Annotated in this window: 21 protein-coding genes and 1 tRNA gene; 15 read left to right on the plus strand and 7 right to left on the minus strand. The window is 63.7% G+C overall.

Annotated elements, in window-relative coordinates:
* Nucleotides 1-3: 3 nt before the first annotated feature.
* Nucleotides 4-912, minus strand: coding sequence for a LysR substrate-binding domain-containing protein (locus FJ974_RS27250; protein ID WP_140532944.1), 909 nt, complete (start codon nt 910-912; stop codon nt 4-6).
* Between the two features lie 140 nt (nt 913-1052).
* On the opposite strand from FJ974_RS27250, the gene FJ974_RS27255 reads away from it, so the two are divergent.
* Nucleotides 1053-2564 (plus strand): MFS transporter, encoded by a 1512-nt coding sequence (locus FJ974_RS27255; protein WP_140532943.1) that lies wholly within the window; start codon nt 1053-1055, stop codon nt 2562-2564.
* Between the two features lie 12 nt (nt 2565-2576).
* Here FJ974_RS27255 and FJ974_RS27260 read toward each other — a convergent pair whose 3' ends face one another.
* Nucleotides 2577-3236: a response regulator transcription factor gene (locus FJ974_RS27260; RefSeq protein ID WP_140533079.1), complete on the minus strand. Its 660-nt coding sequence runs from the start codon at nt 3234-3236 to the stop codon at nt 2577-2579.
* Between the two features lie 120 nt (nt 3237-3356).
* Entirely contained in the window at nt 3357-3794 is a 438-nt protein-coding gene (locus tag FJ974_RS27265; protein ID WP_140532942.1) for a hypothetical protein, read from the minus strand.
* A gap of 109 nt (nt 3795-3903) precedes the next feature.
* On the opposite strand from FJ974_RS27265, the gene FJ974_RS27270 reads away from it, so the two are divergent.
* Together FJ974_RS27270 and FJ974_RS27275 are read left to right on the plus strand one after the other, a co-directional pair.
* Complete coding sequence (locus tag FJ974_RS27270) at nt 3904-4254, plus strand: DUF952 domain-containing protein (RefSeq protein ID WP_181177089.1); 351 nt, start codon at nt 3904-3906, stop codon at nt 4252-4254.
* Nucleotides 4251-5330, plus strand: coding sequence for a quinone-dependent dihydroorotate dehydrogenase (locus tag FJ974_RS27275; RefSeq protein WP_140532940.1), 1080 nt, complete (start codon nt 4251-4253; stop codon nt 5328-5330). Before FJ974_RS27270 ends, FJ974_RS27275 begins: the two co-directional genes overlap by 4 nt.
* On the opposite strand, the gene FJ974_RS27280 is transcribed toward FJ974_RS27275, so the two are convergent.
* Nucleotides 5323-6657: an MATE family efflux transporter gene (locus FJ974_RS27280; protein ID WP_226891426.1), complete on the minus strand. Its 1335-nt coding sequence runs from the start codon at nt 6655-6657 to the stop codon at nt 5323-5325. The genes FJ974_RS27275 and FJ974_RS27280 overlap by 8 nt on opposite strands.
* Before the next feature lie 127 nt (nt 6658-6784).
* Between FJ974_RS27280 and FJ974_RS27285 the strand changes: the two genes are divergently transcribed.
* Nucleotides 6785-7687 (plus strand): histone deacetylase, encoded by a 903-nt coding sequence (locus tag FJ974_RS27285; protein WP_140532939.1) that lies wholly within the window; start codon nt 6785-6787, stop codon nt 7685-7687.
* A 5-nt stretch (nt 7688-7692) separates the two neighbouring features.
* Here the strand turns inward: FJ974_RS27285 and FJ974_RS27290 are convergent, their stop codons facing one another.
* A complete protein-coding gene (locus FJ974_RS27290) occupies nt 7693-7956 on the minus strand; it encodes a DUF6460 domain-containing protein (RefSeq protein ID WP_140532938.1) in 264 nt (87 codons plus the stop codon).
* 394 nt (nt 7957-8350) lie between these two features.
* Here FJ974_RS27290 and FJ974_RS27295 point away from each other — a divergent pair, with 394 nt between their 5' ends.
* From FJ974_RS27295 to FJ974_RS27320, 6 genes are all read left to right on the plus strand, one after another.
* Nucleotides 8351-8968, plus strand: a complete 618-nt coding sequence (locus tag FJ974_RS27295; RefSeq protein ID WP_140532937.1) for an outer membrane protein — start codon at nt 8351-8353, stop codon at nt 8966-8968.
* Between the two features lie 273 nt (nt 8969-9241).
* Nucleotides 9242-9631 carry a hypothetical protein gene (locus tag FJ974_RS27300; protein ID WP_140532936.1) on the plus strand — a complete coding sequence of 130 codons (390 nt, stop codon included), beginning with the start codon at nt 9242-9244 and terminating at the stop codon, nt 9629-9631.
* Between the two features lie 93 nt (nt 9632-9724).
* Nucleotides 9725-10399, plus strand: coding sequence for a response regulator transcription factor (locus FJ974_RS27305; RefSeq protein WP_140532935.1), 675 nt, complete (start codon nt 9725-9727; stop codon nt 10397-10399).
* Nucleotides 10396-11829: a sensor histidine kinase gene (locus tag FJ974_RS27310; protein WP_140532934.1), complete on the plus strand. Its 1434-nt coding sequence runs from the start codon at nt 10396-10398 to the stop codon at nt 11827-11829. Before FJ974_RS27305 ends, FJ974_RS27310 begins: the two co-directional genes overlap by 4 nt.
* Before the next feature lie 55 nt (nt 11830-11884).
* Nucleotides 11885-11958 (plus strand) — tRNA-Gly (locus FJ974_RS27315).
* Nucleotides 11959-12185: 227 nt separating this feature from the next.
* Entirely contained in the window at nt 12186-13190 is a 1005-nt protein-coding gene (locus tag FJ974_RS27320) for a L,D-transpeptidase family protein (protein ID WP_140532933.1), read from the plus strand.
* A gap of 216 nt (nt 13191-13406) precedes the next feature.
* On the opposite strand, the gene FJ974_RS27325 is transcribed toward FJ974_RS27320, so the two are convergent.
* Nucleotides 13407-13766: a protamine-2 (modular protein) gene (locus FJ974_RS27325; protein WP_140532932.1), complete on the minus strand. Its 360-nt coding sequence runs from the start codon at nt 13764-13766 to the stop codon at nt 13407-13409.
* A 104-nt stretch (nt 13767-13870) separates the two neighbouring features.
* Complete coding sequence (locus FJ974_RS27330; RefSeq protein WP_140532931.1) at nt 13871-14860, minus strand: LysR family transcriptional regulator; 990 nt, start codon at nt 14858-14860, stop codon at nt 13871-13873.
* A 291-nt stretch (nt 14861-15151) separates the two neighbouring features.
* Here FJ974_RS27330 and chvE point away from each other — a divergent pair, with 291 nt between their 5' ends.
* The 5 genes from chvE to FJ974_RS27355 all read left to right on the plus strand — a co-directional run bounded on the left by chvE (nt 15152) and on the right by FJ974_RS27355 (nt 21764).
* Complete coding sequence (gene chvE, locus FJ974_RS27335; RefSeq protein WP_140532930.1) at nt 15152-16222, plus strand: multiple monosaccharide ABC transporter substrate-binding protein; 1071 nt, start codon at nt 15152-15154, stop codon at nt 16220-16222.
* A 101-nt stretch (nt 16223-16323) separates the two neighbouring features.
* Entirely contained in the window at nt 16324-17856 is a 1533-nt protein-coding gene (gene mmsA, locus FJ974_RS27340) for a multiple monosaccharide ABC transporter ATP-binding protein (RefSeq protein ID WP_140532929.1), read from the plus strand.
* Complete coding sequence (gene mmsB / locus FJ974_RS27345) at nt 17853-19145, plus strand: multiple monosaccharide ABC transporter permease (RefSeq protein WP_140532928.1); 1293 nt, start codon at nt 17853-17855, stop codon at nt 19143-19145. Before mmsA ends, mmsB begins: the two co-directional genes overlap by 4 nt.
* 302 nt (nt 19146-19447) lie before the next feature.
* Entirely contained in the window at nt 19448-20437 is a 990-nt protein-coding gene (gene araD1 / locus FJ974_RS27350) for an AraD1 family protein (RefSeq protein ID WP_140532927.1), read from the plus strand.
* A gap of 121 nt (nt 20438-20558) precedes the next feature.
* On the plus strand, nt 20559-21764 hold the full coding sequence (locus FJ974_RS27355; protein ID WP_140539330.1) for an integrase core domain-containing protein: 1206 nt from the start codon (nt 20559-20561) through the stop codon (nt 21762-21764).
* Nucleotides 21765-21797 lie beyond the last annotated feature (33 nt).

Raw genomic sequence — 21797 nt, forward strand, 5'->3', positions numbered from 1 at the left:
CCGTTAGATCGGGCTCTGCGCCATTTGCGAATTGCGAAATTTCGGCCTTCCGGCATTGTTGGACGGCGGCGGCCGATGCTCGCGAAAGGCCATGGCAAGGGTGCGCAGCGCCTCGCGCGATTGCGGATCTGAGAGCGTGGAAAGCAGCAGGATTTCGGTCGCCGGCAGCGGCGGCAAGCCGAATTTGCGGCTGATCTCGATGGTGCCTGGCGGGGCGAGCCGACAGGAGAAGACAGCCGCGGCAAGACCCGCCGAAACGGCTTCGGCAACGGCAAAGGAGCCGCAGCCCAGGAAAACCTGCGTCCACGGTATGCCGACCGCATCGAGCGCGCCGGTGACGATGTCTCGGATGCTGCAGGATGGCGAGGAAGCAGCCAGCCGCAGCGGCTCGCCGGGGCGGTAGACGAAATCCGGCGTCGCGTACCAGCCGAATTGCTCCGGCGCCAGCACCTCGCCGTCGCGGCGGTCGTCCTCGCGCCGCACGATCGCGGCGTCTAGCTCGCCGCGATCGAAAGCAGCGAGCAGGTCGCGCGTGTCGTCGAGCCGCACCTCGATGGTCAGCGCCGGGTCATGCGCGTTGAGTCGCGCCAGCAAGGTCGGCACTTCCGCCCCGCCGACATGGGTGGCGATGCCCAGCCTGAAGTGGCGGCGAATGGCGGACAGGCTGGCGACGGCGCGGTCATGCGCGGCAAGCAACTGGCGCGCCGGCTCGAGGAACACCGCGCCGCGCGCCGACAGCCGCACCAGCCGCGGCGTCCGCTCGATCAATTTTTCGCCGATCCTCTCCTCCAGCCGCTTCAGCTTGACGCTGATCGCGCCCTGGGTGCTGCCGAGGGCCTCGGCGGCGCGCGTGAAGGAGCGCAGGTCAGCGACGGCAATGAAGGCTTTCACGGCATCTACGTCCAGCGTCATGTCAGCTATCTCGTTTCGTTGTCACTGAAATATCCAACCATGCAATTTTAAAATGATCAAGCCTCCGCTAACTTGGTTGAGCGCGCAGCGGCGAACGGCCATCCGGTTGCGCCCTGCCCAGGAACTCGAGAGGTTTGACCATGGCACCTGTCCTCACCCGCCGGGGCATCATCGTTCTGTTCGCCGTATGCCTTGCCTGCCTGATGTTCGGGCTGGAGATATCGAGCGTCCCAACCGTCCTGCCGACACTGGAGCAGGTGCTCGACGCCGACTTCAAGCAACTGCAATGGGTGATGAACGCCTATACGATCGCAGTCACCACTGTGCTGATGGCGGTCGGCACCATGGCCGATCGCTATGGACGCAAGCGCGTCTTCCTGGTCTCGATCGCCGCATTCGGTCTCACCTCGCTGATCTGCGGTCTGGCCGGCAATGTCTCGACGCTGATCGTCGCGCGCTTTCTGCAGGGCCTGAGCGGCGGCGCGATGCTGATCTGCCAGCTCGCCGTGCTGTCGCATGAATTCCAGGAAGGCCGCGAGCGCGCCGTGGCCTGGGGCTGGTGGGGCGTCATTTTCGGCATCGGCCTCGGCTTCGGCCCGACCGTCGGCGGCGGCATCGTCGCCGTGTCGAGCTGGCAGTGGGTGTTCCTCATCCACGTGGCGGTCGCGATCGTCGCCTTCGCGCTTGCGCTTTCCGGCGTCCATGAATCGAAGGACCCGCAAGCTGGCAGGTTGGATCTCGCCGGCATCCTGACCTTGTTGCCTGCCGTCTTCTGCCTCGTTTTCTATATCACGCAAGGACCGGAGCTTGGCTTTGCCAGCCCGGCCGCCCTGGCGATCCTGGGATTGTCGATCGCAAGCTTCGTCGCGTTCCTGATCGCCGAAAGGATCAACAAGCGGCCGATGTTCGATTTTTCGGTCTTTCGTATCCGCCCGTTTTCCGGCGCGATCGTCGGCTCGGCGGCAATGAACATCAGCTACTGGCCGTTCATGATCTATCTGCCGATCTGGTTCCATGCCGGATTGGGCCTCGACAGCTTCGCCACCGGCCTTGCCTTGCTCGCCTACACGCTGCCGACGCTGGTGATGCCGCCTTTGGCAGAGCGGCTGTCGCTGCGCTACCGGCCCGGCGTCATCATCCCGGCAGGGCTCGCGATCATCGGCATTGGCTTCCTGCTGATGAGGTGGGGCAGCGCCGCGGCTCATGCCAGTTGGCTGACCATGCTCCCCGGCTGCCTGATCGCCGGCGCTGGCCTCGGCATCACCAACACGCCGGTGACCAACACCACCACCGGCTCGGTGTCGCGCGATCGCGTTGGGATGGCCTCCGGCATCGATATGAGCGCGCGCATGATCTCGCTTGCCGTGAACATCGCAGTGATGGGCTTTATCCTGGCGAGCGGCGTGCTCTCGCATCTCATAGCCACGCTGCCCGACCTCGATAGCGCCAGGCTTTATCAATTCGCCGAGGCGATCGCCGCCGGCAATCCGGTGCCGGGACTGCAGGACAACGTCGCCCACGACGCGCTGGCAAACGGCTTTGGCTGGGTGATGCTCTATGGCGGCATCGGCGTCTGGATCATGGCGGCGATCGGCTTTGCCATCTTCAAGGCACGACCGGTGCGGCAGGAAGTGGTTCAGCGCCAGGATTGAACCCGATGATGGTCAGCCAACCGGCTGCAGCGGGTCGCCGCCGATCTTGGATAGCTGGATGACCGCCTGGGTGCGGCTGTCGACGCCGAGCTTCTGCAGAATGGCCGAGACATGCGCCTTGATGGTGGCTTCGGAGACGCCGAGCTCATAGGCGATCTGCTTGTTGAGCAGCCCTTCGGCCAGCATGCCGAGCACGCGCGTCTGCTGCGGGGTCAGCGCCTGCAGCCGCTTGATCAGGTCGGAAATCTCCGGATCGCGCTCGACGCCGAGTTCAACACCGGCGGGCGCGGCGATGTCGCCGGCGAGCACCGCCCGCACGGCGCCGCGTATCTCCTCCATGCTGGCCGATTTGGAGATGAAGCCGGAAGCGCCGAGATCCAGCGCGCGGCGGATGGTGACGGGATCGTCATGCGCCGACACCACCACCAGCGGCACGGTCGGATGGATGCCGCGCAGCGAGATCAGCCCCGACAGGCCGCTGGCGCCCGGCATCGACAGATCGAGCAGCACCATGTCGACGTCCTCGTTGGCCACCACCAGCGCCTTGGCGCTTTCGAAATCGCCGGCCTCGTGGATGGCGGCGACGTCGCCGATGCCGGCCAGCGCCTCCTTCAGCGCGCCGCGAAAAAGCGGATGATCGTCGGCAATGACGAAGGTGTGGCCCGACGGCAAGTAGCCCTCCCCCGATCCCATCGTTGTCATGTGCTTTTTGCGGGATCGGCAACGATTATGCGGCGACGCGGCCCGTTTTCAAGCAACAAAGACCGCGCGCCGGGTTTTCCCCAGAGCGGTTCAAGTCTTTTGCGCGTTGGGCTTGGCGCCGCCTTCGCCGTCTTCCTTGTCCATATCCTTGACGATGTCCTTGAAGGTCCGGAAGAAGCGCTCCATGTAGCCCATCGTCCTGTTGAAATCCTCCTCGCTCGGCAGGTTGGATTCGAGCCGGGCAGAAGGCGAGTTCTCGAGCTTGGTGACGCGCTCATCCAGCGCCTTGACCGAATTTTGCAGGCGGTCGATCTCGTCCTGGTAAGCAGAGCGCTCGTCGGCCGCCATCTTGCAGACGAGCTGGCCGGAACGTTCCTCGCAGACCGACATGGCGCCGGTTTTGGTGTCCATGCGGACATAGCCGTTGGCCGATTTCTCCAGCCGGTAGCGGTCGGCCTCCTCGGACCAGGCGGAAGCGGCGACCAGGGAGCAGAGGGCCGCGGGGATCAGGATGTGCTGCAGACGCATGTTGTCCTCCATGAGCCGGTGAACGCACCTATCACAGGTTTGCGCCGGAAATGGGGAAGAGTTCGGGTGGAGCCTTCCCCGCATGTTCTGTTCGGACTATAGCGCAACTATGTCTCAGATTATCTACAAGATTGCCCCTGAAGCTCTTTGGCGCGAAGCCGAGAAGAACGGCCGCTTCACGGGTGCCGCGATCGACATCGCCGACGGCTTCATCCATTTCTCCACCGCGCAGCAGGTCCGCGAAACGGCGGCGAAGCATTTCGCCGGCCAGACAGACTTGCTGTTGATCGCTGTGGATGGGGCGCAGTTGGGTGAAGCGCTGAAATATGAGGTGTCGCGCGGCGGCGCGCTGTTTCCGCACCTCTACGCTGCGCTCGGCCTCGATGCCGTTCTGTGGGCAAAACCGCTGCCGCTCGGCGACAGCGGCCAACACGAATTCCCGGCGCTGGAGGGCGAATGAGCATGCTCGACCGGATCGGCCGGAAGGTCTTGTTCACATTCGATCCCGAAACCGCGCATGGGATGTCGATCAAGGCACTTCGCTGCGGCCTGCCGATCGGCGCGCCGGCTCCGCGTGACGCCAGGCTCAAGGTCAAGGTCTGCGGACTCGATTTTCCGAACCCGCTCGGCATGGCAGCCGGCTACGACAAAAATGCCGAGGTGCCGGATGCGCTCATCGGCCTCGGCTTCGGCTTCGCCGAGGTCGGCACCATCACGCCGCTGCCGCAGGCCGGCAACCCCAAGCCGCGCATCTTCCGGCTGACGGCGGACGAGGCGGTGATCAACCGGCTGGGTTTCAACAATGAAGGCCATGCAGCGGCTGAAAAACGCCTCGCGGCGCGCAAGGGGCGCCCGGGCATCGTCGGTATAAACATCGGCGCCAACAAGGACAGCGCCGACCGCATCGGTGACTATGAGCGCGGCGTGACGCGCTTTGCGCCCTATGCTTCCTATCTCACCGTCAACATTTCCTCGCCCAACACGCCCGGCCTGCGCAACATGCAGGCGCGCGAGCAGCTCGGCGAGTTGCTGTCGCGGGTGATCGCGGCGCGTGCGGCGGCAGCGGCGCAGCCGCCCATCTTCCTCAAGATCGCGCCTGACCTCGTCGAGGCGGAGCTGGAAGACATCGCCGCCGAGGTCACCGAGAAGAAGCTCGACGGCGTCATCGTCTCCAACACGACGCTGGCGCGGACGGGATTGCGCAGCACCGCTTTCGCCGGCGAGACCGGCGGCCTGTCGGGCAAGCCGCTGTTCGAGCGCTCGACCGCGGTGCTTGCCCGGATGCGCAAGCTGCTCGGGCCAAAGATGGCGATCATCGGCGTCGGCGGCGTCGATTCAGCGGAGGCGGCGCTGGAGAAAATCCGAGCCGGCGCCGACCTCGTGCAACTGTACACCGGCATGATCTATGCCGGGCCGGCGCTGCCCGGGCGGATCATTGCCGGCATGCTGGGCTTCGCGGAGCGGGAGCGCCTGAGTTCAATAACGGACTTGCGCGATATCGCCTGCGAGCGTTGGGCATCCACGCCGCTCAGCTAAAGGCGGTCCGCACCCTAAGTCGCAGGACCGCGAGCAGGCTGATCCCGCGCACCAGCAGGAAGACATGCAACGATGCCCACAGGCCATTGTTGCCGAAGGCAGGCGCCAGCGTGATGAGAGCCGTGCTGAAGGCGAGGAACGACAGCAGCATCATGTTGCGCATGTCGCGCGACCAGGTGGCGCCGATGAAGACGCCGTCCATCTGGAACGCCAGCACGCCGCTCAGCGCGGTGAAGGCCGCCCACGGCAGATAGGCGTCGGCGACCGCGCGGACATCCTGAGAGGTGGCCACCAGCGCGACGAGATCGGCGCCGGCGGTCAGCAGAATAAGAGTAGCGACACCCGCGAGGCCGAAACCCCAGATGAGCGTCAGCCGCACGGCCTGCCGGAAAGGCGCGGCGGCATGCGCGCCGACGGCGCGGCCGGCCAATTGCTCGGCGGCGGTGGCGAAGCCGTCGAGGAAATAGCCGGCAATGAGGAAGAAATTCATCAGCACAGCATTGGCGGCGAGCGTCACCGTGCCGAACTGCGCGCCCTGGCGGGTGAACAGCGCAAAGGCGGCAAGCAGCGAGAAGGAGCGGATCATGATGTCGCGGTTGAGCGACAGCATGCGCCGGTAGGCCGGCAGGTCGAGGATGCGGCAGCGCGACGGCCGCTCCAGCCTGCAGAACCGCCTGAGGACGATTGCGAGACCCAAGAGCATGGCCAGGAACTCGCCGGTGACGGTTGCCGAGGCGACGCCGGCGACGCCCCAGCCGAGCTCCAGGCCAAGCAGGATGCAAAGCACGATGTTGATGCCGTTGAGCACGGCCTGCAGCATCAGCCCCAGTCCGCCTTCGCCGCGCCCGAGCACGTAACCCAGTATGGCGTAGTTGATGAGCGAGAAGGGTGCGGCGAGCAGCCTGATGCGGATATAGACGGACATCGCCGCACTGACGCGCGGCTCGGCGCCCATGAACCACTGACCGGCCACGGCAAAGAGCGGCGCCAATACAGCAAGTACGACGCCGGCGACGACAGCGATCAGCACGGCGCGCCACAGCACCGCCTGTTCCTCCAGCGCGTCGCCGCGCCCGAAAGCCTGGGCGACGAGGCCGGTGGTGCCGGAGCGCAGGAAGTTGAAGGTGGTGAAAACGACGTCGAAGATCAGCGCGCCGGCCGCAAGGCCGCCGAGCAAGGCGGCGTCGCCGAATTGTCCGACCACCGCAGTGTCGACGATGCCGAGCAGCGGCGTCGTCAGATAGGCAAGCGTCATCGGCACGGCGATCGCCAGCACCGAGCGGTTGGTGACGGCGAAGGATCTTGCGTTGGCCCCGGTTACATCCAAAGGATTGCTGCCCTGCTGATTTGCGGCTTGATCGAACAGCCGGTGTGCCCCAGTTTGCCGGCGTCACGCAACCGCCATCCGGCCAACCGCCAACCGAATTCCAGCCCTGGCGCAGACTCGCTCATACATGCCGCTGCAGATCGTCCACCATCCCGACTACGATGCCGGCTTTGCCGTCAACCATCGCTTTCCGATGAGCAAATACCCGCTTTTGATGGAAGCCTTGCGCTCGCGCGGCCTGGCGGTGCCGGAAGCGCTGTCGATGCCCGAGCCGGCGCCGGCAGCCTGGCTGAAGCTGGCGCACGCGGCCGACTATGTCGACCAGGTGCTGGCATGCGAAGTGCCGGCAAGGATCGAGCGCGAGATCGGCTTTCCGGTCGGCAGGCGCGTTTCGCTGAGGGCGCAGCTTGCCACGGCCGGCACGGTGCTGGCGGCAAGGCTGGCGCTGCGACACGGCATTGCCTGCAACGCGGCCGGCGGCAGCCACCATGCCAGGCGCGCGCAAGGCGCCGGCTTCTGCACCTTCAACGACGTCGCCGTCGCCTCGCTCGTGCTGCTGGCGGAAGGTGCCGCCGAAAGCATTCTGGTCGTCGACCTCGACGTGCATCAGGGCGACGGCACGGCCGACATCCTTCGTGACGAGCCGCGCGCCTTCGCCTTTTCCATGCATGGCGATCGCAATTATCCGGCGCGCAAGATCGCTTCCGACCTCGATGTCGCGCTGCCAGACGGCACCGGCGATGCCGCCTATCTCGAGCGGCTCGGCGCCATTCTGCCGGAACTGTCAGGCAAAAGGCGCTGGGACCTGGTCTTCTACAATGCCGGGGTCGACGTCCATGCGCAGGACAGGCTCGGCAGGCTGTCGCTCAGCGACGACGGCCTGCGCGCCCGCGACGCCATGGTGATCGGCCATTTCCGTGCGCGCGGCATCCCGCTGTGCGGGGTCATCGGCGGCGGCTATTCGACCGATGTGCCGGCGCTTGCCGCGCGCCACGCCATCCTGTTCGAGGCGGCATCCGGTTACGCTTGAAAATCTTATTTCCTATAGCTGGTGATCCTGAGCAGGATGAAGACCGGCACAACGATGGCCGCACCAAGCAGGATATAGCCGAGGAAACGGTCGATCGCGTGGAAGCCGAGGTTCCACAGGTCGACGAAGAACTTCTGGACGCCATAGAAGACATCCATCGGCGTCCAGCCGAAGGCGTTCATGACGAGGCCGACGAGGAAGGAGATCACCAAAAGCTTCAGGAACACCCTGAGCGGCGAGTCGCCGAGAAAGCGCGTCAGTGAGGACAAAGCCAATCTCCGGTTCGAGCTGCCCGATTCGGGAGCATGACCCCAGAAATACGCACTTGGGCGTCCGCCATCAAGCAGTGCGGTTGCTGATCGGGCATCATCCCAACTGCTTAATTTTGTGTAAACAGGAACGCTGCAAACTACTGAAAATAAATAGAAAAAACCGCATTTTTCCAACCTGCGCAATGTGCATGCAATTTTCGCCTGCCAAATAGAGCGGGTCTTCGAGCGATGTCTCATATCGGGAGTTCGGACGCAGGGTGAAGCCTGCGGGCCGCCGGAATTGCATTGCCCGCGAAAGACATTCGAACCGGAGCGCGGCCATCCCAAGGGCGGCTCCAAGGATCAATCTCCGCATCGGTCTTCCGCTGCGTGCGCGTTCTGGAGTGTTGCTGTGTTTTCTCAAACCAGGATTTTTCTATCAGCGGCTGCCATTGCCGCAAGTCTCAACGGAGCGGCGGCGGCCGCCGATCTCACGCCCGCTTACAATGATCCGCCCGCCTTCCAGTGGAGCGGCGCCTATGTCGGCGTGCATGGCGGAACCGCCTTCACGAAAATGCCCAACCCGTTCGCCGACAGGAACGGCTTCAGCGGCGGCGTGCAGGGCGGCTACAACATCCAGACCGGGCCGGCCGTGTTCGGCGCCGAGCTCGAGGGCTCCTATCTCGGCGGCGCCAGGCATGATGTCGAGGGCGGCAAGATCAAGGAGAAGTGGCGCTCCGCAGCCAAAGCCAGGGCAGGCCTTTCCTTCGACCAGACGCTTGTTTTCGGCACTGCCGGCGTCGCCGTGACCACATACGGCAAGGGCGACGGCGTGCGCGACACCGACAGCCGCAAGCTTGGCTACCTGGTGGGCGGCGGCATCGAGCAGGCTTTTGCCGGCGGCCTCTCCGCCAAGATCGAATACGACTACATCCGCACGCCCAATGTGGAAACGAGATCGGTCCTCGGCACGGCGAAGACCGATATAGGCAGCCAGGAACTGAAGGCCGGTCTCAATTACCGCTTCTAGAGCATGATCCCGAAAAGTGGGAACCGGTTTTCGGACAACGATCATGCTCCAACAAAGAGTTAGACCGCGATGGCGATTCAACGAAACGTCATCACGGTCTAGGTCCCGGCACGGCCGCAAAGCAGTTTCCCGTGGCGGTTTCCCGCCGATCTCCACCACGGGAAGCTGCCTCTCTGCGACGCTCCTATGCAGCCGCGGCCGCTCGGGGCCGCGTAATGTCGGGGCAATTTTCGTGGCCTAGATGCAACTCGCCTTCAAGCAGGAAATCAGACCATGTCCATCTCAATCACGGGCCCTAGATGGGCTCCGAGAGCCTTCCTTGCCGCAGCATTGCTGGCAGTCTCGGCTTGCGCCTCCGACATCATGAAGAACTATGTCGGACAACCCGTCGAGTCGGTTATCCTCGACTACGGTCCGCCGACGGCGATCGTCGATCTCGGCACGGGCGAGCGCGCCTATCAGTGGCGCAAGATATCCACCAATGCGGTTTCCGGCACGTCGAGCGGCGAGGTGCATCATACCAAGCACGGCACCGAGTATGAGGTGACCGAGACGCCGGGCTATGTCGAACGCCAGGAATGTTTTTACACATTCTACGCCCGCTCTTCGGGCGGCCGCTGGTTCATCACCAATTTCCGCAAGCCGAAGCTGGAATGCGAATGAGCCCACCACAGGCGGCAGGCTGGCTCTTGCCGAGTCCCGGTCAACGCGTTACCCGCGGCGGCAACCAGCCGCTTCGATGACGGAGACTGCAAAATGCGTATCCTGCTGATCGAAGACGAGCCGGAAATGGCGTCCGTGCTCAAGACCGCGCTGGAGCGACAGGACATCATCGTCGACCGGAGCTCGACGCTTGCCGACGCCGAAATGATGGCGAGGGTCGGAAGCTATGACGCGATGATCCTCGACCGCCGTCTGCCGGACGGCGAAGGACTAAGCCTCATCCCACGCCTGCGCGACATGAACATCGACACGCCGGTGATCGCACTGACGGCGATGGGCGGACTTGAGGATCGCGTCAGCGGACTGAATGCCGGCGCCGACGATTACATGGTCAAGCCCTTCGCCACCGAAGAGCTGGTGGCACGGCTTCGCGCGCTGCACCGGCGCCAGTTCAGCTTGCGCGCCGACCGGATCGAGGTCGGCCGCCTTGTTTACGATTTCCGCCATCGCGAGGCGCTGGTGGACGAACGGGCGCTCGACCTGCCCCGGCGCGAGCGTCTGGTGCTTGAAACGCTTGTCCGCCGGCATGGCCGGACGATCATGCGCGGAACCCTGGAGGACGCCGTCTACGCGCTGGACGACGAGATCGGCTCCAACGCGCTCGACGCCCATATCTCCAGGCTGCGCCGCAAGCTCGAGGACGTCACCGCAGGCATCGAGATCCGAGCCATCCGCAACATCGGCTATCTGCTCAGGGCCCTGCCATGAGGCAACGGCGACCGCGTTCGCTGCAATGGGTGCTGGTGCGGCGGCTGATCCTGCTGCAAGCGGCCATGCTTGCCATCTTCATCGCGCTTTGCGCGGCGGCGCTGTGGATCGCCAACCCGAGGTTGCTGGTCGACAACGAGGCCGCTGTGGCGGCGCTGAGAGACGCCATCGATCGCAATAGCGACGGCACGCTGGTCGTGCACGAGACGGAGGCGTTGAGACAGTTCCGAAAGAGCTTCCCGCACGTCTGGTACATCATTCGCGACAAGACCGGACAGAGCATCCGCTCCGGTGCTGTGCCGGATATTTACACCGGCGCGCCCGGCGCGCTGTTGGGCACGGTCGATCATGCCACGCTCGAGCTCGCCAGGGACGACCTTCGCCCGGAAGCCTATGTCGAGAACACCGCGACCAAAGCCGGGCCGGTCCAGATCATCGGAGCCACCCGCTCGTCGCGAGAGCAGACCGACGGGGTGGAAGTTAACATCTCGGCGACAGTCGACGTCGCCCGCAATCCCGACGGCAGCCGCAACTGGCAGCGGGCCTTGCCGGCGCTGGCGCTGCTGATCGCGATCCTGCTTTTGCCCATTGCGGTGGTGATGGGCATCACCACGCTGGTGACGACGCCGGCAGTGGTGCGCAGGTCGTTTGCCGGCCTCGTCGACACCGCCGATCAGGCAGCCCGTATCGACATCAACACGCGAGGCATGCAACTGCCCGTCCAGCGCGTGCCGCAGGAGATCGCGCCGATGGTCCAGGCTTTCAACCAGACGCTCGCCCGGCTAGCTCATGGCTATGACCGCCACAACCGTTTCCTGACCGATGCCGCGCATGAATTGCGCACGCCGATCGCCATCTTGCGCACCCGCGCCGAACTGCTCAGGAAGGAACCCGAGAGCGAGCGTCTGCTGCAGGATATCGAACGGCTGTCGCATCTGGCACAGCAATTGCTCGATCACCAGATGCTCGAGCGGCCTGCCGACGAGCGCCAGGTGGTCGATCTCTGCGACCTCGCCCGCAGGGTGGTCGCCGACTTCGCGCCCTTGGCCATCGAGGCGGGCTACGACCTCGCCTTCGAGCCGTCGGCCGGTACGGTCTGTGTCGAGGCAAACGGCCTGCAGATCGAGCGCGCCCTGGCAAACCTGATGCGCAACGCCATCGATCACGGCGGCGGTGCCGGGACGATCACTGTGGCGGCCGACGAGAGCGGGGGCATCGAGGTCCGCGACGAGGGGCCGGGCATTCCGCTGGAAGAGCAGGAAAATGTGTTCCAGCCGTTCTACCGCCTGCAGCCGCTTTCCCGCGGAGCGGGCCTCGGCCTCAATCTCGCCCGGCAGATCGCCCAGTTGCATGACGGCACGGTCAGGATTGTGAACGGCGCGTGGCGTGGCGCCCGCGTGCGCATGGAGCTGCCCGTGCTGCAGCGGTGAGGGCCTTGCTTTGCCGATTGCCTGAGGCCCGGCCATCATGGTAACGAGGGCTCGCGCGGGTATGATGTAATGGTAGCTTGTCAGCTTCCCAAGCTGAACGCGCGGGTTCGATTCCCGCTACCCGCTCCATCACCTGGCTCACCACGATATCGACGGCCGCCAGCGCGGCGGCGGGCTGCGCGTTTCCTTTGATGCGTTCGGGTTCCTGACATTTGTCGGATTTGCGTGTTGGGCAATCACCACCGGTCTCGCCGGCGCAGGCTCATGGATATTGGCCGACTAATTGCGAAAAGGAACTACATAGGCCGTCCCGCGTCATAGATGCAGGTTCCTGTCGCAGTCCGGGAGTGACATCGATGATCAGGCTTCTTCTCGTCGTTGCAGCAGTCCTGGCATTCGCATCCGGCGGAACCAGGGCGGCCAAGCTGGACGCCGGTGCGGTCAATCAGGCCCAATTCGCCGCCGGCGAACCGAAGGGCGTCAATCCGATGGTGCTCAAAGCGCAGATTCTTCTGGATCGCGCGCGCTTCTCGCCGGGTCTGATCGACGGCCGTCTTTCGGAGAACTTTACCAAGGCCGTCGGGGCCTTTCAGGCGGCGAACGGCCTTCAGTCCGACGGCAAGCTCACATCGGAGACGTGGGATAAGCTTGCGGCAACTTACTCCGGCCCCGTGTTGGTAACATATGAGGTGACGCGAAAGGATTTGCGCGGGCCCTTCACCAGGCGCATTCCGGCTCGCATGGAGAGGATGGCCCATTTGCGGCGGCTCGGCTATCGAAACGCGCGAGAGAAGCTGGCGGAGCGCTTCCATATCAGCGAGCAGTTGCTGGGGATGCTGAACCCCAAAACCGGATTCAGGAATGCCGGCACCAGCCTGGTGGTGCCTGACGTCGGCCGGGGTGATCCTCCTGCCGCCATTGCAGAGGCCGAGGTCGACAAGGGAGCCCGCCTGGTGCGCGTTCTCGATGCTTCAGGCAAATGGCTGGCTGTCTACCCCGCCTCGATCGGCAGCGATGAGAAGCCGGCGCCGAGCGGTACGGCTGAGGTCAAACGTGTGGTGCACAACCCCACTTACCACTATGATCCGGATTTCGCTTTCAAAGGCGTGAAGACCAAGCGCCCCTTCACCATCGCTGCCGGGCCAAACAATCCCGTGGGATCAGTTTGGATCGATCTCTCTATCGAAAGCTACGGCATTCACGGCACGCCCGAACCCGGCAAGATCGGCGCCACGTTCTCACATGGATGCATTCGATTGACCAACTGGGATGCAGAGGACCTCGCCTCCATGGTGAAGCAGGGCACCAAGGTCGCGTTCAAGGATGAGATAGCGCAAGGCAGCGACGAGCCCGCTCCGTAGGCGCTGCGTTTTCGGTGTAGCTGAACTGCCTCAATATCGCGCATTGCACGAGGTGACCTGACAACGCGAGACTTCACCGATGCCAAACCCTGCGATCGGGCGGCCGATGAGCACGCATCTTCGCCAAGTCCGACAAGAAGGGACCCGCGATTGCCCGATCGACGACCTAATCCAGCATGGCCACCCCGGGGGCGGCCATGCTGGATTACCAATGCTCTAGAGCCAGAAGCCGACCCAGACGCGGCGGCGCCAGCAGCGGACATGGCGCCGGCCATAGCGCCAGTAGCGACGGCAGACCCTTCTCCAGACGTGCCGGCGGCGGTAGTACCGATGGCGGTAGTGCCGATGGCGATAGTACCGATCATGGTAGTATCGACGGCGGTAGTATTGAACCGGCTGCAGCGGATCGGCCTGGTCATCCTCCTCGTAGATGGCCGGATCCGGCTTGTCCAACTCATCCAGAATTCCGTTGCCGTTGGGGATCCCGGCAGCCGCCTTGCCGGTTCCGGCGAGACTTGCGAATGCTGCTGCCCCGGCAATGCCAAGCATTCCAGTCAGAAACAACCGACGTTCCATGGAGACCTCCCGAGCTGTTAGCATCGGCAGTTCGATCCCTCACCCGAAACAGGCTCCAGCGAGCCGCCGATCGATTTGAACGCGCAGGTAGCATTCTCGTTCCATTAGCCCACTTCGCGCAAAATGAAATCGTGCAGCATTTTGGCGGCCGGCGAGAGCGCACGGTTCTTTATGGTTATCAAACTGTAAGGCCTGACCTCGATATCGAACTCGGTCTGCACGACGTCGATGGCGCCGGCCAGCCCGTCTGACCCCTGGATGAACTTGGCCACCTGGACCGACACCGGCGCGATGGCGTCGGACTGTGCCACCATCACCAGCGTCAGCAGCAGCGAAGAGGTGTTGAGGATGCGGTCCGGAAGCGCGATGTTGCGGTTGAGGAAATTGCTCTCCATCGCCTGGCGCAATGGCGAGCCGCCGGACTGGAAGACCCAGTCATAGGCCGCCGTCTGCTCCAGCCGCACCATCTTGCCGCTGGCCAGCGGGTGGCCGCGGCGCACGATCAGGCAAGCCTTCTCGACACCGATGACGCGCGATTCGAACAGCCGCGGATTGAGATCGTCGGGAATACGGGCGATGATGAAATCGTGGCGCGATGCGATCAGCTCGCGGGCCAGCACATTCGAGGTCTCGACCTGCATGGTGATCTCGATGCGCGGATAGATGCGGCGGATCTCGCGGATCGCCGGCACCGCGAGCTCGATGGCCGGCGCCGTCACCGCGCCCAGGAACACCGAGCCGCCTTTGCCGGCCTTGAGCTCGGAAATCTCGCGGTCGGCCTCGCGCATTTCGAGCAGGATCGAGCGGGCCCGCCTGGCCAGCGCCTGGCCGTAAGGGGTCAGCGTTACGCCGCGCGGCAGCCGCTCGCATAGCTTCACGGCGAGCACCGCCTCCATCTCGGCGATCATGCGCGAGGCGGCGGGCTGCGATATGTTCATGACCTGGGCAGCGGCGCTTACCCGTCCGTGATCGTCGAGCGCGGCGATCATGCGCATGTGGCGCAGGCTCAGGCCGCTGCGCAGGAGTGTTTCGCCGCCTCCCGGCAATTTCTCGTAACCGCCCGAGATTGCATCTGGATCACGCAATGCCGCCATAGTTTCTCAGCCGCTCCACCAGTTTCCGTTGCGCCATAAGCCATACCGGCTTCGATATAGCAACCACCAGAGATCGCATTTGACAGTTATATCAAAGGGACACACCCTTCGCGCGTTCCGAGACGTAACGATCGGTGACGAGCAAAATCGTATCGATTAAAACAACGTCGCGGGGCCGATTGGGAGGATACCGGAGATCGATAAAGCCGACAGTGGCGCGCCAGCGCTCCTTGTCGACTGCGCGGCCCGCGAAGCCCCGAGGTGTCGCGTCCATCAACCAGGGAGAGTAATGTGAAGATCATCAAGACGCTGGCCGCCGTCGCGGCCCTTGGCATCGCTGCCACGACCTATTCGGCGCATGCCGCCGACAAGGGTCTCGTCGGCGTGCTGATGCCGACCAAGACCTCGCAGCGCTGGATCAACGACGGCGATGCCGTCAAATCCCAGCTCGAGGCGCTCGGCTACACGGTAGACCTGCAATATGCGCAGGACGACATTCCGAACCAGCTCAGCCAGCTGGAAAACGAAATCACCAAGGGCCCGAAGGCGCTGATCATCGCTTCGATCGACGGCACCACCATGGCCGACGCGCTGCAGAAGGCCAACGATATCGGCGTGGTCACCATCGCCTATGACCGCCTGATCAAGAAGACCCCGAATGTCGACTACTACACCACCTTCGACAATTTCGGCGTCGGCGTCATCCAGGCCAATTCCCTGGTCAAGGGCCTCAAGGAGCGCTTCCCGAACACCAAGCCGTGGAACGTCGAACTGTTCGGCGGCTCGCCCGACGACAACAACGCCTTCTTCTTCTACAACGGCGCGATGTCGATCCTGCAGCCGATGATCGACAACGGCTCGATCAAGATCAAGTCCGGCCAGATGGGCATGGACAAGGTCGGCACGCTGCGCTGGCTGGCGGCGACCGCCCAGGCGCGCATGGACAACCTGCTGTCCGCCAACTATTCGGACGGCAGCCGCGTCGATGGCGTTCTGTCGCCCTATGACGGCCTGTCGCGGGGCATCACCGCCTCGCTGCGTGCCGTTGGTTACGGCACGGACGCTCAGCCCTGGCCGATTGTCACCGGCCAGGACGCCGAGACCGCCTCGGTCAAGCTGATCATCTCGGGCGAGCAGTATTCGACGGTGTTCAAGGACACCCGCGAACTGGCCAAGGCCACCGTGCAGCTGGTCGACAAGGTGCTCTCCGGCGGTAAGCCGGACGGCCTCGACACCAAGACCTACAACAACGACGTCAAGGTCGTTCCCTCGATCCTGTTGACGCCGCATGAGGTCGACAAGTCGAACTACCAGAAGCTGGTCGTCGACTCCGGCTACATCAAGGCCGCAGACCTGAAGTAATTTCGGTTTCAGAAACAGGGGTCCTGCGCAACGCAGGGCCCCTTTTCGTTCACCAGTGAGCCCGGTATTGTTTTGCCGGCCTCGGAGGAGCTTACTTTCTTATGACGACGATTTTGGAGATGCGCGACATCACCAAGACGTTCCCCGGCGTGAAGGCGTTGTCGAACGTCAATCTCAGCGTCGAGGAAGGCGAGATCCACGCCGTTGTCGGCGAGAACGGCGCCGGCAAGTCGACGCTGATGAAGGTGCTGTCGGGCGTCTATCCGTCCGGAACCTATGAAGGCCAGATCATCTTTCGCGGCCAGGAATGCCATTTCAAAGGCATCCATGACAGCGAGCATATCGGCATCGTCATCATCCACCAGGAGCTAGCGCTGGTGCCGATGCTGTCGATCGCCGAAAACATTTTCCTCGGCAACGAGCACGCCACCTACGGCGTCATCGACTGGAACGCCAACGAGAAGCGCACCGGCGAGCTGCTGAAAAAAGTCGGCCTGAAGGAAGATCCAAAAACCCTGATCACCCATATCGGTGTCGGCAAGCAGCAATTGGTCGAGATCGCGAAGGCGCTCAGCAAGGAAGTGAAGCTGCTCATCCTCGACGAGCCGACGGCCTCGCTCAGCGAAAAGGACAGCCAGGCGCTGCTCGACCTCCTGCTCGAGTTCAAGCGGCAGGGCATGACCTCGATCCTGATCTCGCACAAGCTCAACGAGGTGAACCGCGTCGCCGACAAGGTCACGGTGATCCGTGACGGCCGCACCATCGAGACACTTGCCCGCAAGGACATCAGCGAGGACCGCATCATCACCTCGATGGTCGGCCGCTCGCTCGACGACCGCTACCCGCCGCGCGAGCCGAAGATCGGCGAAATCGTCTTCGAGGTGAAGGACTGGTCGGTCTATCACCCGATCCATGCCGACCGGCAGGTGATCAAGGGCATCAATCTCAATGTACGAAAGGGCGAGGTGGTCGGCATCGCGGGACTGATGGGCGCCGGCCGCACCGAATTCGCGATGAGCCTGTTCGGCCGCACCTACGGCCGGCACATCACAGGCGAAGTATTGCTCGAAGGCAAACCGATCGACCTCTCATCGGTGAGCAAGGCGGTGGAAAACCGCATCGCCTACGTCACCGAGGACCGCAAGACCTACGGCCTCAACCTCATCGACCATATCAAGCACAACATCACGCTGGCCAATTTGTCCGGCGTGTCGCAGCGCGGCGTCATCGACGACATGCGCGAGATGAGCGTCGCCAACGACTACCGCAAGAAGACCAATATCCGCGCCTCAAGCGTCTATCAGCTGACCGGCAATCTTTCCGGCGGCAACCAGCAGAAGGTGGTGCTGTCGAAATGGCTGTTCGCCGACCCGGAAGTGCTCATTCTCGACGAACCGACGCGCGGTATTGACGTCGGCGCAAAGTACGAAATCTATACCATCATCGCCCGCCTCGCCGCCGAAGGTAAGGCGATCATCGTCATCTCGTCGGAAATGCCGGAGCTGCTCGGCATCACCGACCGCATCTATGTCATGAACGAAGGACGTATCGTCGGCGAGATGGCGGCAAGCGACGCCAGCCAGGAAAAAATCATGCGCGCCATCGTTCGGGGAGAAGGAAAAAAAGCATCATGAGCACAGAGAGCGCTCCCGCACCGCAAAGCGGCGTTGCCGAAGACGTCAAGCAGGGTCCGCGCATCGCGGTGTCGGCGCTGACGGCAAACCTGCGCGAATACGGGCTGATCATCGCGCTGATCGTCATCATGCTGTTCTTCCAGTACACAACGTCGGGAACGCTGTTCAAGCCGGTCAATCTCAGCAATCTGGTGCAGCAGAACTCGTTCATCATCGTGATGGCGCTGGGCATGCTCCTGGTCATCGTCTCCGGCTATATCGACCTCAGCGTAGGCTCGGTCGCCGGCTTCATCGGCGCGCTTGCCGCGATGATGATGGTGATCTGGCCGCTCGGGATATTCAGCAATCCGCTGGTGGTTTCGATCGTCTGCCTGATCGTGGGTGGCCTCATCGGCGCCGCGCAAGGCTACTGGATCGCCTATCACAAGATACCGAGCTTCATCGTGACCTTGGCCGGCATGTTGATCTTCCGCGGCATCTGCCAGGCGCTGCTCGGCGGCGGCTCGTCGGTAGGCCCGCTTCCGCCTGACTTCAAGGCGCTGAGCTCCGGCTTCATCCCCGATGTCATCGGCCCGTTGGCGCTGATCCCGCCGACGGTCAATGCCGCCGGCAAGACCATCGTCGGCAGCGGCCTGACGCTGCACATGACGACGGTGGTGCTGGGCGTGATCGCCGTGCTTGCCTATGCCTATTTCGGGCTCCGCGCCCGGCGCAAGCGCGAGCGCCATGGCTACGAGGCCGAGCCCTTCCCGATGTTCGTCATCAAGACGCTGGTGGGCAGCGCGCTGGCGCTGTTCCTGGTCTTCCAGTTCGCGACCTACAGGGGTCTGCCGATCGTGCTTTTGGTGATGGGCGTGCTGATTTCGCTGTTCGTCTTCGTCACCAAGCGCATGACCATCGGCCGCCGCATCTATGCGATGGGCGGCAACGCCAAGGCGGCGCAGCTGTCGGGCATCAACACCGAACGGCTGACGCTGCTGGTGTTCATCAACATGGGCGTGCTGTCGGCGCTCGGCGGCCTGATCATCGCGGCGCGGCTCGGCCAGGCCGTGCCGGCGGCAGGCCTCGGCAGCGAGCTCGACGTGATTGCCGCCGTCTTCATCGGTGGCGCCTCGGCGATGGGCGGCGTCGGCCAGGTGATCGGCGCGGTGGTCGGCGGCTTCATCATGGGCGTGATGAACAACGGCATGTCGATCATGGGCGTCAATGTCGACTGGCAGCAGGTGGTGAAGGGCCTGGTGCTGCTCGGCGCCGTGATCTTCGACGTCTACAACAAGAACAAGGCTTAGAGCAATTCCAGGAAAAGTGCGCAGCGGTTTTCCGTCCGGAATTGCGTGAAAACAAATGTTTAGAGCGGTTCAGCGTTTCTGGCAGAAACGCTCTAACGCCGGAGCGAGGACTTAGGAGGCATACGGGTTCTAGATCGCGACGCTGCCGGCAACCCGTCGGCGCCAAGAAGTCCAGGCAAGGACCAGGCTCGCGAGCGCAATCCGGACGAAGAATTTCAACCGTGGCGCGGATCTTCTCCGGGCCGCGCCGGTCAGGGTTTGCCCATCGGCAACCGGGCCCAGGCACAATGAGAGGGTACATCATGCTGATCTCCCAGATCCTCGACGACGCCGAGACGATCCGCGTCGTGGCCCGCACCGGCGGCAAGACCCGGGCCATCAACGGCGCGCGCAGCGTCTATTCGCTGGCGATGGAGGCCGCGCGGACAGGTACCGGCCTGGAAGCGCTGATCGAGCGCAAAGGCTATGGCGAGGCGGTCGACCTCGACGCCGCCTACAAGAAGGGTCGGCTGGTGTCGCCGATCAACCATCCCGATCCCGCGCATCTCCATCTTACCGGCACCGGGCTCACGCATCTGGGGTCGGCGGCGACGCGCGATTCCATGCACAAGAAGCTCAGCGACGGCGAGGAGCAGCTGACCGATTCCATGAAGATGTTCCGCATGGGGCTCGAAGGCGGCAAGCCGGCCAAGGGGCAGATCGGCGTGCAGCCAGAATGGTTCTACAAGGGCAACGGCACGATGGCGGTGGCGCCCGGTGCCGCGCTGATGTCGCCGGCTTTCGCGCAGGACGCCGGCGAGGAGCCGGAGATCGCCGGCATCTATGTCATCGGCGACGACGGCGCGCCATTCCGGGTCGGCTTCACGCTGTCGAACGAGTTCTCCGATCATGTGACGGAGCGGGTGAACTATCTGTTCCTTGCCCACTCCAAGCTGCGCAACGCTTCTTTCGGCCCGGAGATCCTGATCGGCGACCTGCCCGCCGATATCAGGGGCTCATCGCGCATCTGGCGCGATGGCAAGCTGCTGTGGGAAAAGCCGTTCCTGTCGGGCGAGGCGAACATGTCGCACACGATCGCCAATCTCGAACATCACCACTTCAAATATTCCGCCTTCCGCCAGCCGGGCGACGTGCATGTGCACATGTTCGGCACGGCGACGCTGTCGTTTGCAGACGGCGTCAGGACGGAGGCCGGCGACACGTTCGAGATCGAGGCCAAGGATTTCGGCCTGCCGCTGCGCAACCCGCTGGAGATCGAAAAGCCGGTCAAGGTGGCGGTTAAGGCGCTGTGAGGTAGCGTGATCTCCCCCCTTGAGGGGGAGATCAGCAGCTTCTGTCCGAACCGGATAGATAGGTAACAGAATGGACCGATTAGATGGGTGACAGTTTTCTTGTCCGCCGGGAGGACCGGCGATGGTTTGGCGAGAGACTGGGCTCATGGATGAGCGGCTTCGTTTTGTTGCGGAATGCCTATCTGGCGAGGAGACGATGACGCAGCTTTGTGCTGCCTTCGAGATCTCGCGCAAGACCGGTTACAAATGGCTTGGACGTTACCGGGCGTTCGGGCCGGAAGGCCTGCACGACCAGCCGCGGGCGCCGCTCGAGCACGGCCGTGCCACGGCAGCGGAGCTGGTGGAGCGGATCGTGGCGCAGAAGGAAGCGCATCCGCTGTGGGGGCCGAAGAAGATCATGGCCCGGCTGAAGCGGGCGGAGCCCAGCTGCAGCTGGCCGGCGGTGTCGACAGCCGGCGAGATTCTGAAGCGGCATGGCCTTGTCGGGCGTCGGCGCGCGCGCTGGAGAGCGGCGGGCAACGGTCCATGGCCGGAGCCTGAGGCGGCGAACGCGCTGTGGACGGGAGATCACAAGGGCTGGTTCCGGACCGGCGACGGCTGGCGCTGCGAGCCGCTGACGGTGATGGATGGGGCGTGCCGCTACCTGTTGGCGCTGGCGGCGATCGGCTCGACGTCGGAGGGTGAAGCCTGGCCGGTGTTTGAACGGACATTCGAGGAGCATGGCCTGCCGGATCGGTTCAGAAGCGACAATGGGGCGCCGTTCGCGTCAGCCGGCGTCACCGGGCTGACGCCGCTTGCGGTGCGCTTCATCAAGCTCGGTATCGTGCTGGAGCGCATTCAGCCGGGCAAACCGCAGCAGAACGGATGCCATGAGCGCTTCCACCTGACCATGCTGCCGCTGGCCAAGGCGCCGGAGGCCGACAGGGCCGCCCAGGCTCGGGCTTTCGAGGCTTTCCGGCGCGAGTATAACGAGGAGCGCCCGCACGAGGCGCTGGGTATGGACACGCCGGCACAGCATTACCGCCCCTCGACCCGCGCCATGCCGAAGACGACACCAGAGCCGGACTATCCGGCCGAAGCTGCGGTGCGCAGCGTGCGCCAAAACGGCGAGATCAAGTGGAACGGCGACTTCATCTACGTCTCAAAAGCGCTGGCCGGTGAAGCGATTGCCGCAACCGAGACCGAGAATGGGGAATGGGCACTCCACTTCTATGCCCATCCGCTCGGCTTCATTGACGGCCGACACAAGAAACTGGTCCGCCGCAGTGCCGTTCAACCCCGACCAGACGGCACTGCGGCGGACAGCAACTCAGGGAGAAAACTGTAACCCATGTATCCGGTTCAAAGTGTTACCCATCTA

The organism is Mesorhizobium sp. B1-1-8 (assembly GCF_006442795.2).
Classification (GTDB): domain Bacteria; phylum Pseudomonadota; class Alphaproteobacteria; order Rhizobiales; family Rhizobiaceae; genus Mesorhizobium.

Coding starts and splice junctions, on each gene's coding strand:
- FJ974_RS27275 (WP_140532940.1), top strand. CDS start 4,251: ATGAGCATGCTCGACCGGATCGGCCGGAAGGTCTTGTTCACATTCGAT.
- FJ974_RS27355 (WP_140539330.1), top strand. CDS start 20,559: ATGGTTTGGCGAGAGACTGGGCTCATGGATGAGCGGCTTCGTTTTGTT.
- FJ974_RS27285 (WP_140532939.1), top strand. CDS start 6,785: ATGCCGCTGCAGATCGTCCACCATCCCGACTACGATGCCGGCTTTGCC.
- FJ974_RS27270 (WP_181177089.1), top strand. CDS start 3,904: ATGTCTCAGATTATCTACAAGATTGCCCCTGAAGCTCTTTGGCGCGAA.
- FJ974_RS27250 (WP_140532944.1), bottom strand. CDS start 912: ATGACGCTGGACGTAGATGCCGTGAAAGCCTTCATTGCCGTCGCTGAC.
- mmsB (WP_140532928.1), top strand. CDS start 17,853: ATGAGCACAGAGAGCGCTCCCGCACCGCAAAGCGGCGTTGCCGAAGAC.
- araD1 (WP_140532927.1), top strand. CDS start 19,448: ATGCTGATCTCCCAGATCCTCGACGACGCCGAGACGATCCGCGTCGTG.
- FJ974_RS27330 (WP_140532931.1), bottom strand. CDS start 14,860: ATGGCGGCATTGCGTGATCCAGATGCAATCTCGGGCGGTTACGAGAAA.
- FJ974_RS27310 (WP_140532934.1), top strand. CDS start 10,396: ATGAGGCAACGGCGACCGCGTTCGCTGCAATGGGTGCTGGTGCGGCGG.
- FJ974_RS27255 (WP_140532943.1), top strand. CDS start 1,053: ATGGCACCTGTCCTCACCCGCCGGGGCATCATCGTTCTGTTCGCCGTA.
- mmsA (WP_140532929.1), top strand. CDS start 16,324: ATGACGACGATTTTGGAGATGCGCGACATCACCAAGACGTTCCCCGGC.
- FJ974_RS27305 (WP_140532935.1), top strand. CDS start 9,725: ATGCGTATCCTGCTGATCGAAGACGAGCCGGAAATGGCGTCCGTGCTC.
- FJ974_RS27325 (WP_140532932.1), bottom strand. CDS start 13,766: ATGGAACGTCGGTTGTTTCTGACTGGAATGCTTGGCATTGCCGGGGCA.
- FJ974_RS27300 (WP_140532936.1), top strand. CDS start 9,242: ATGTCCATCTCAATCACGGGCCCTAGATGGGCTCCGAGAGCCTTCCTT.
- FJ974_RS27320 (WP_140532933.1), top strand. CDS start 12,186: ATGATCAGGCTTCTTCTCGTCGTTGCAGCAGTCCTGGCATTCGCATCC.
- FJ974_RS27265 (WP_140532942.1), bottom strand. CDS start 3,794: ATGCGTCTGCAGCACATCCTGATCCCCGCGGCCCTCTGCTCCCTGGTC.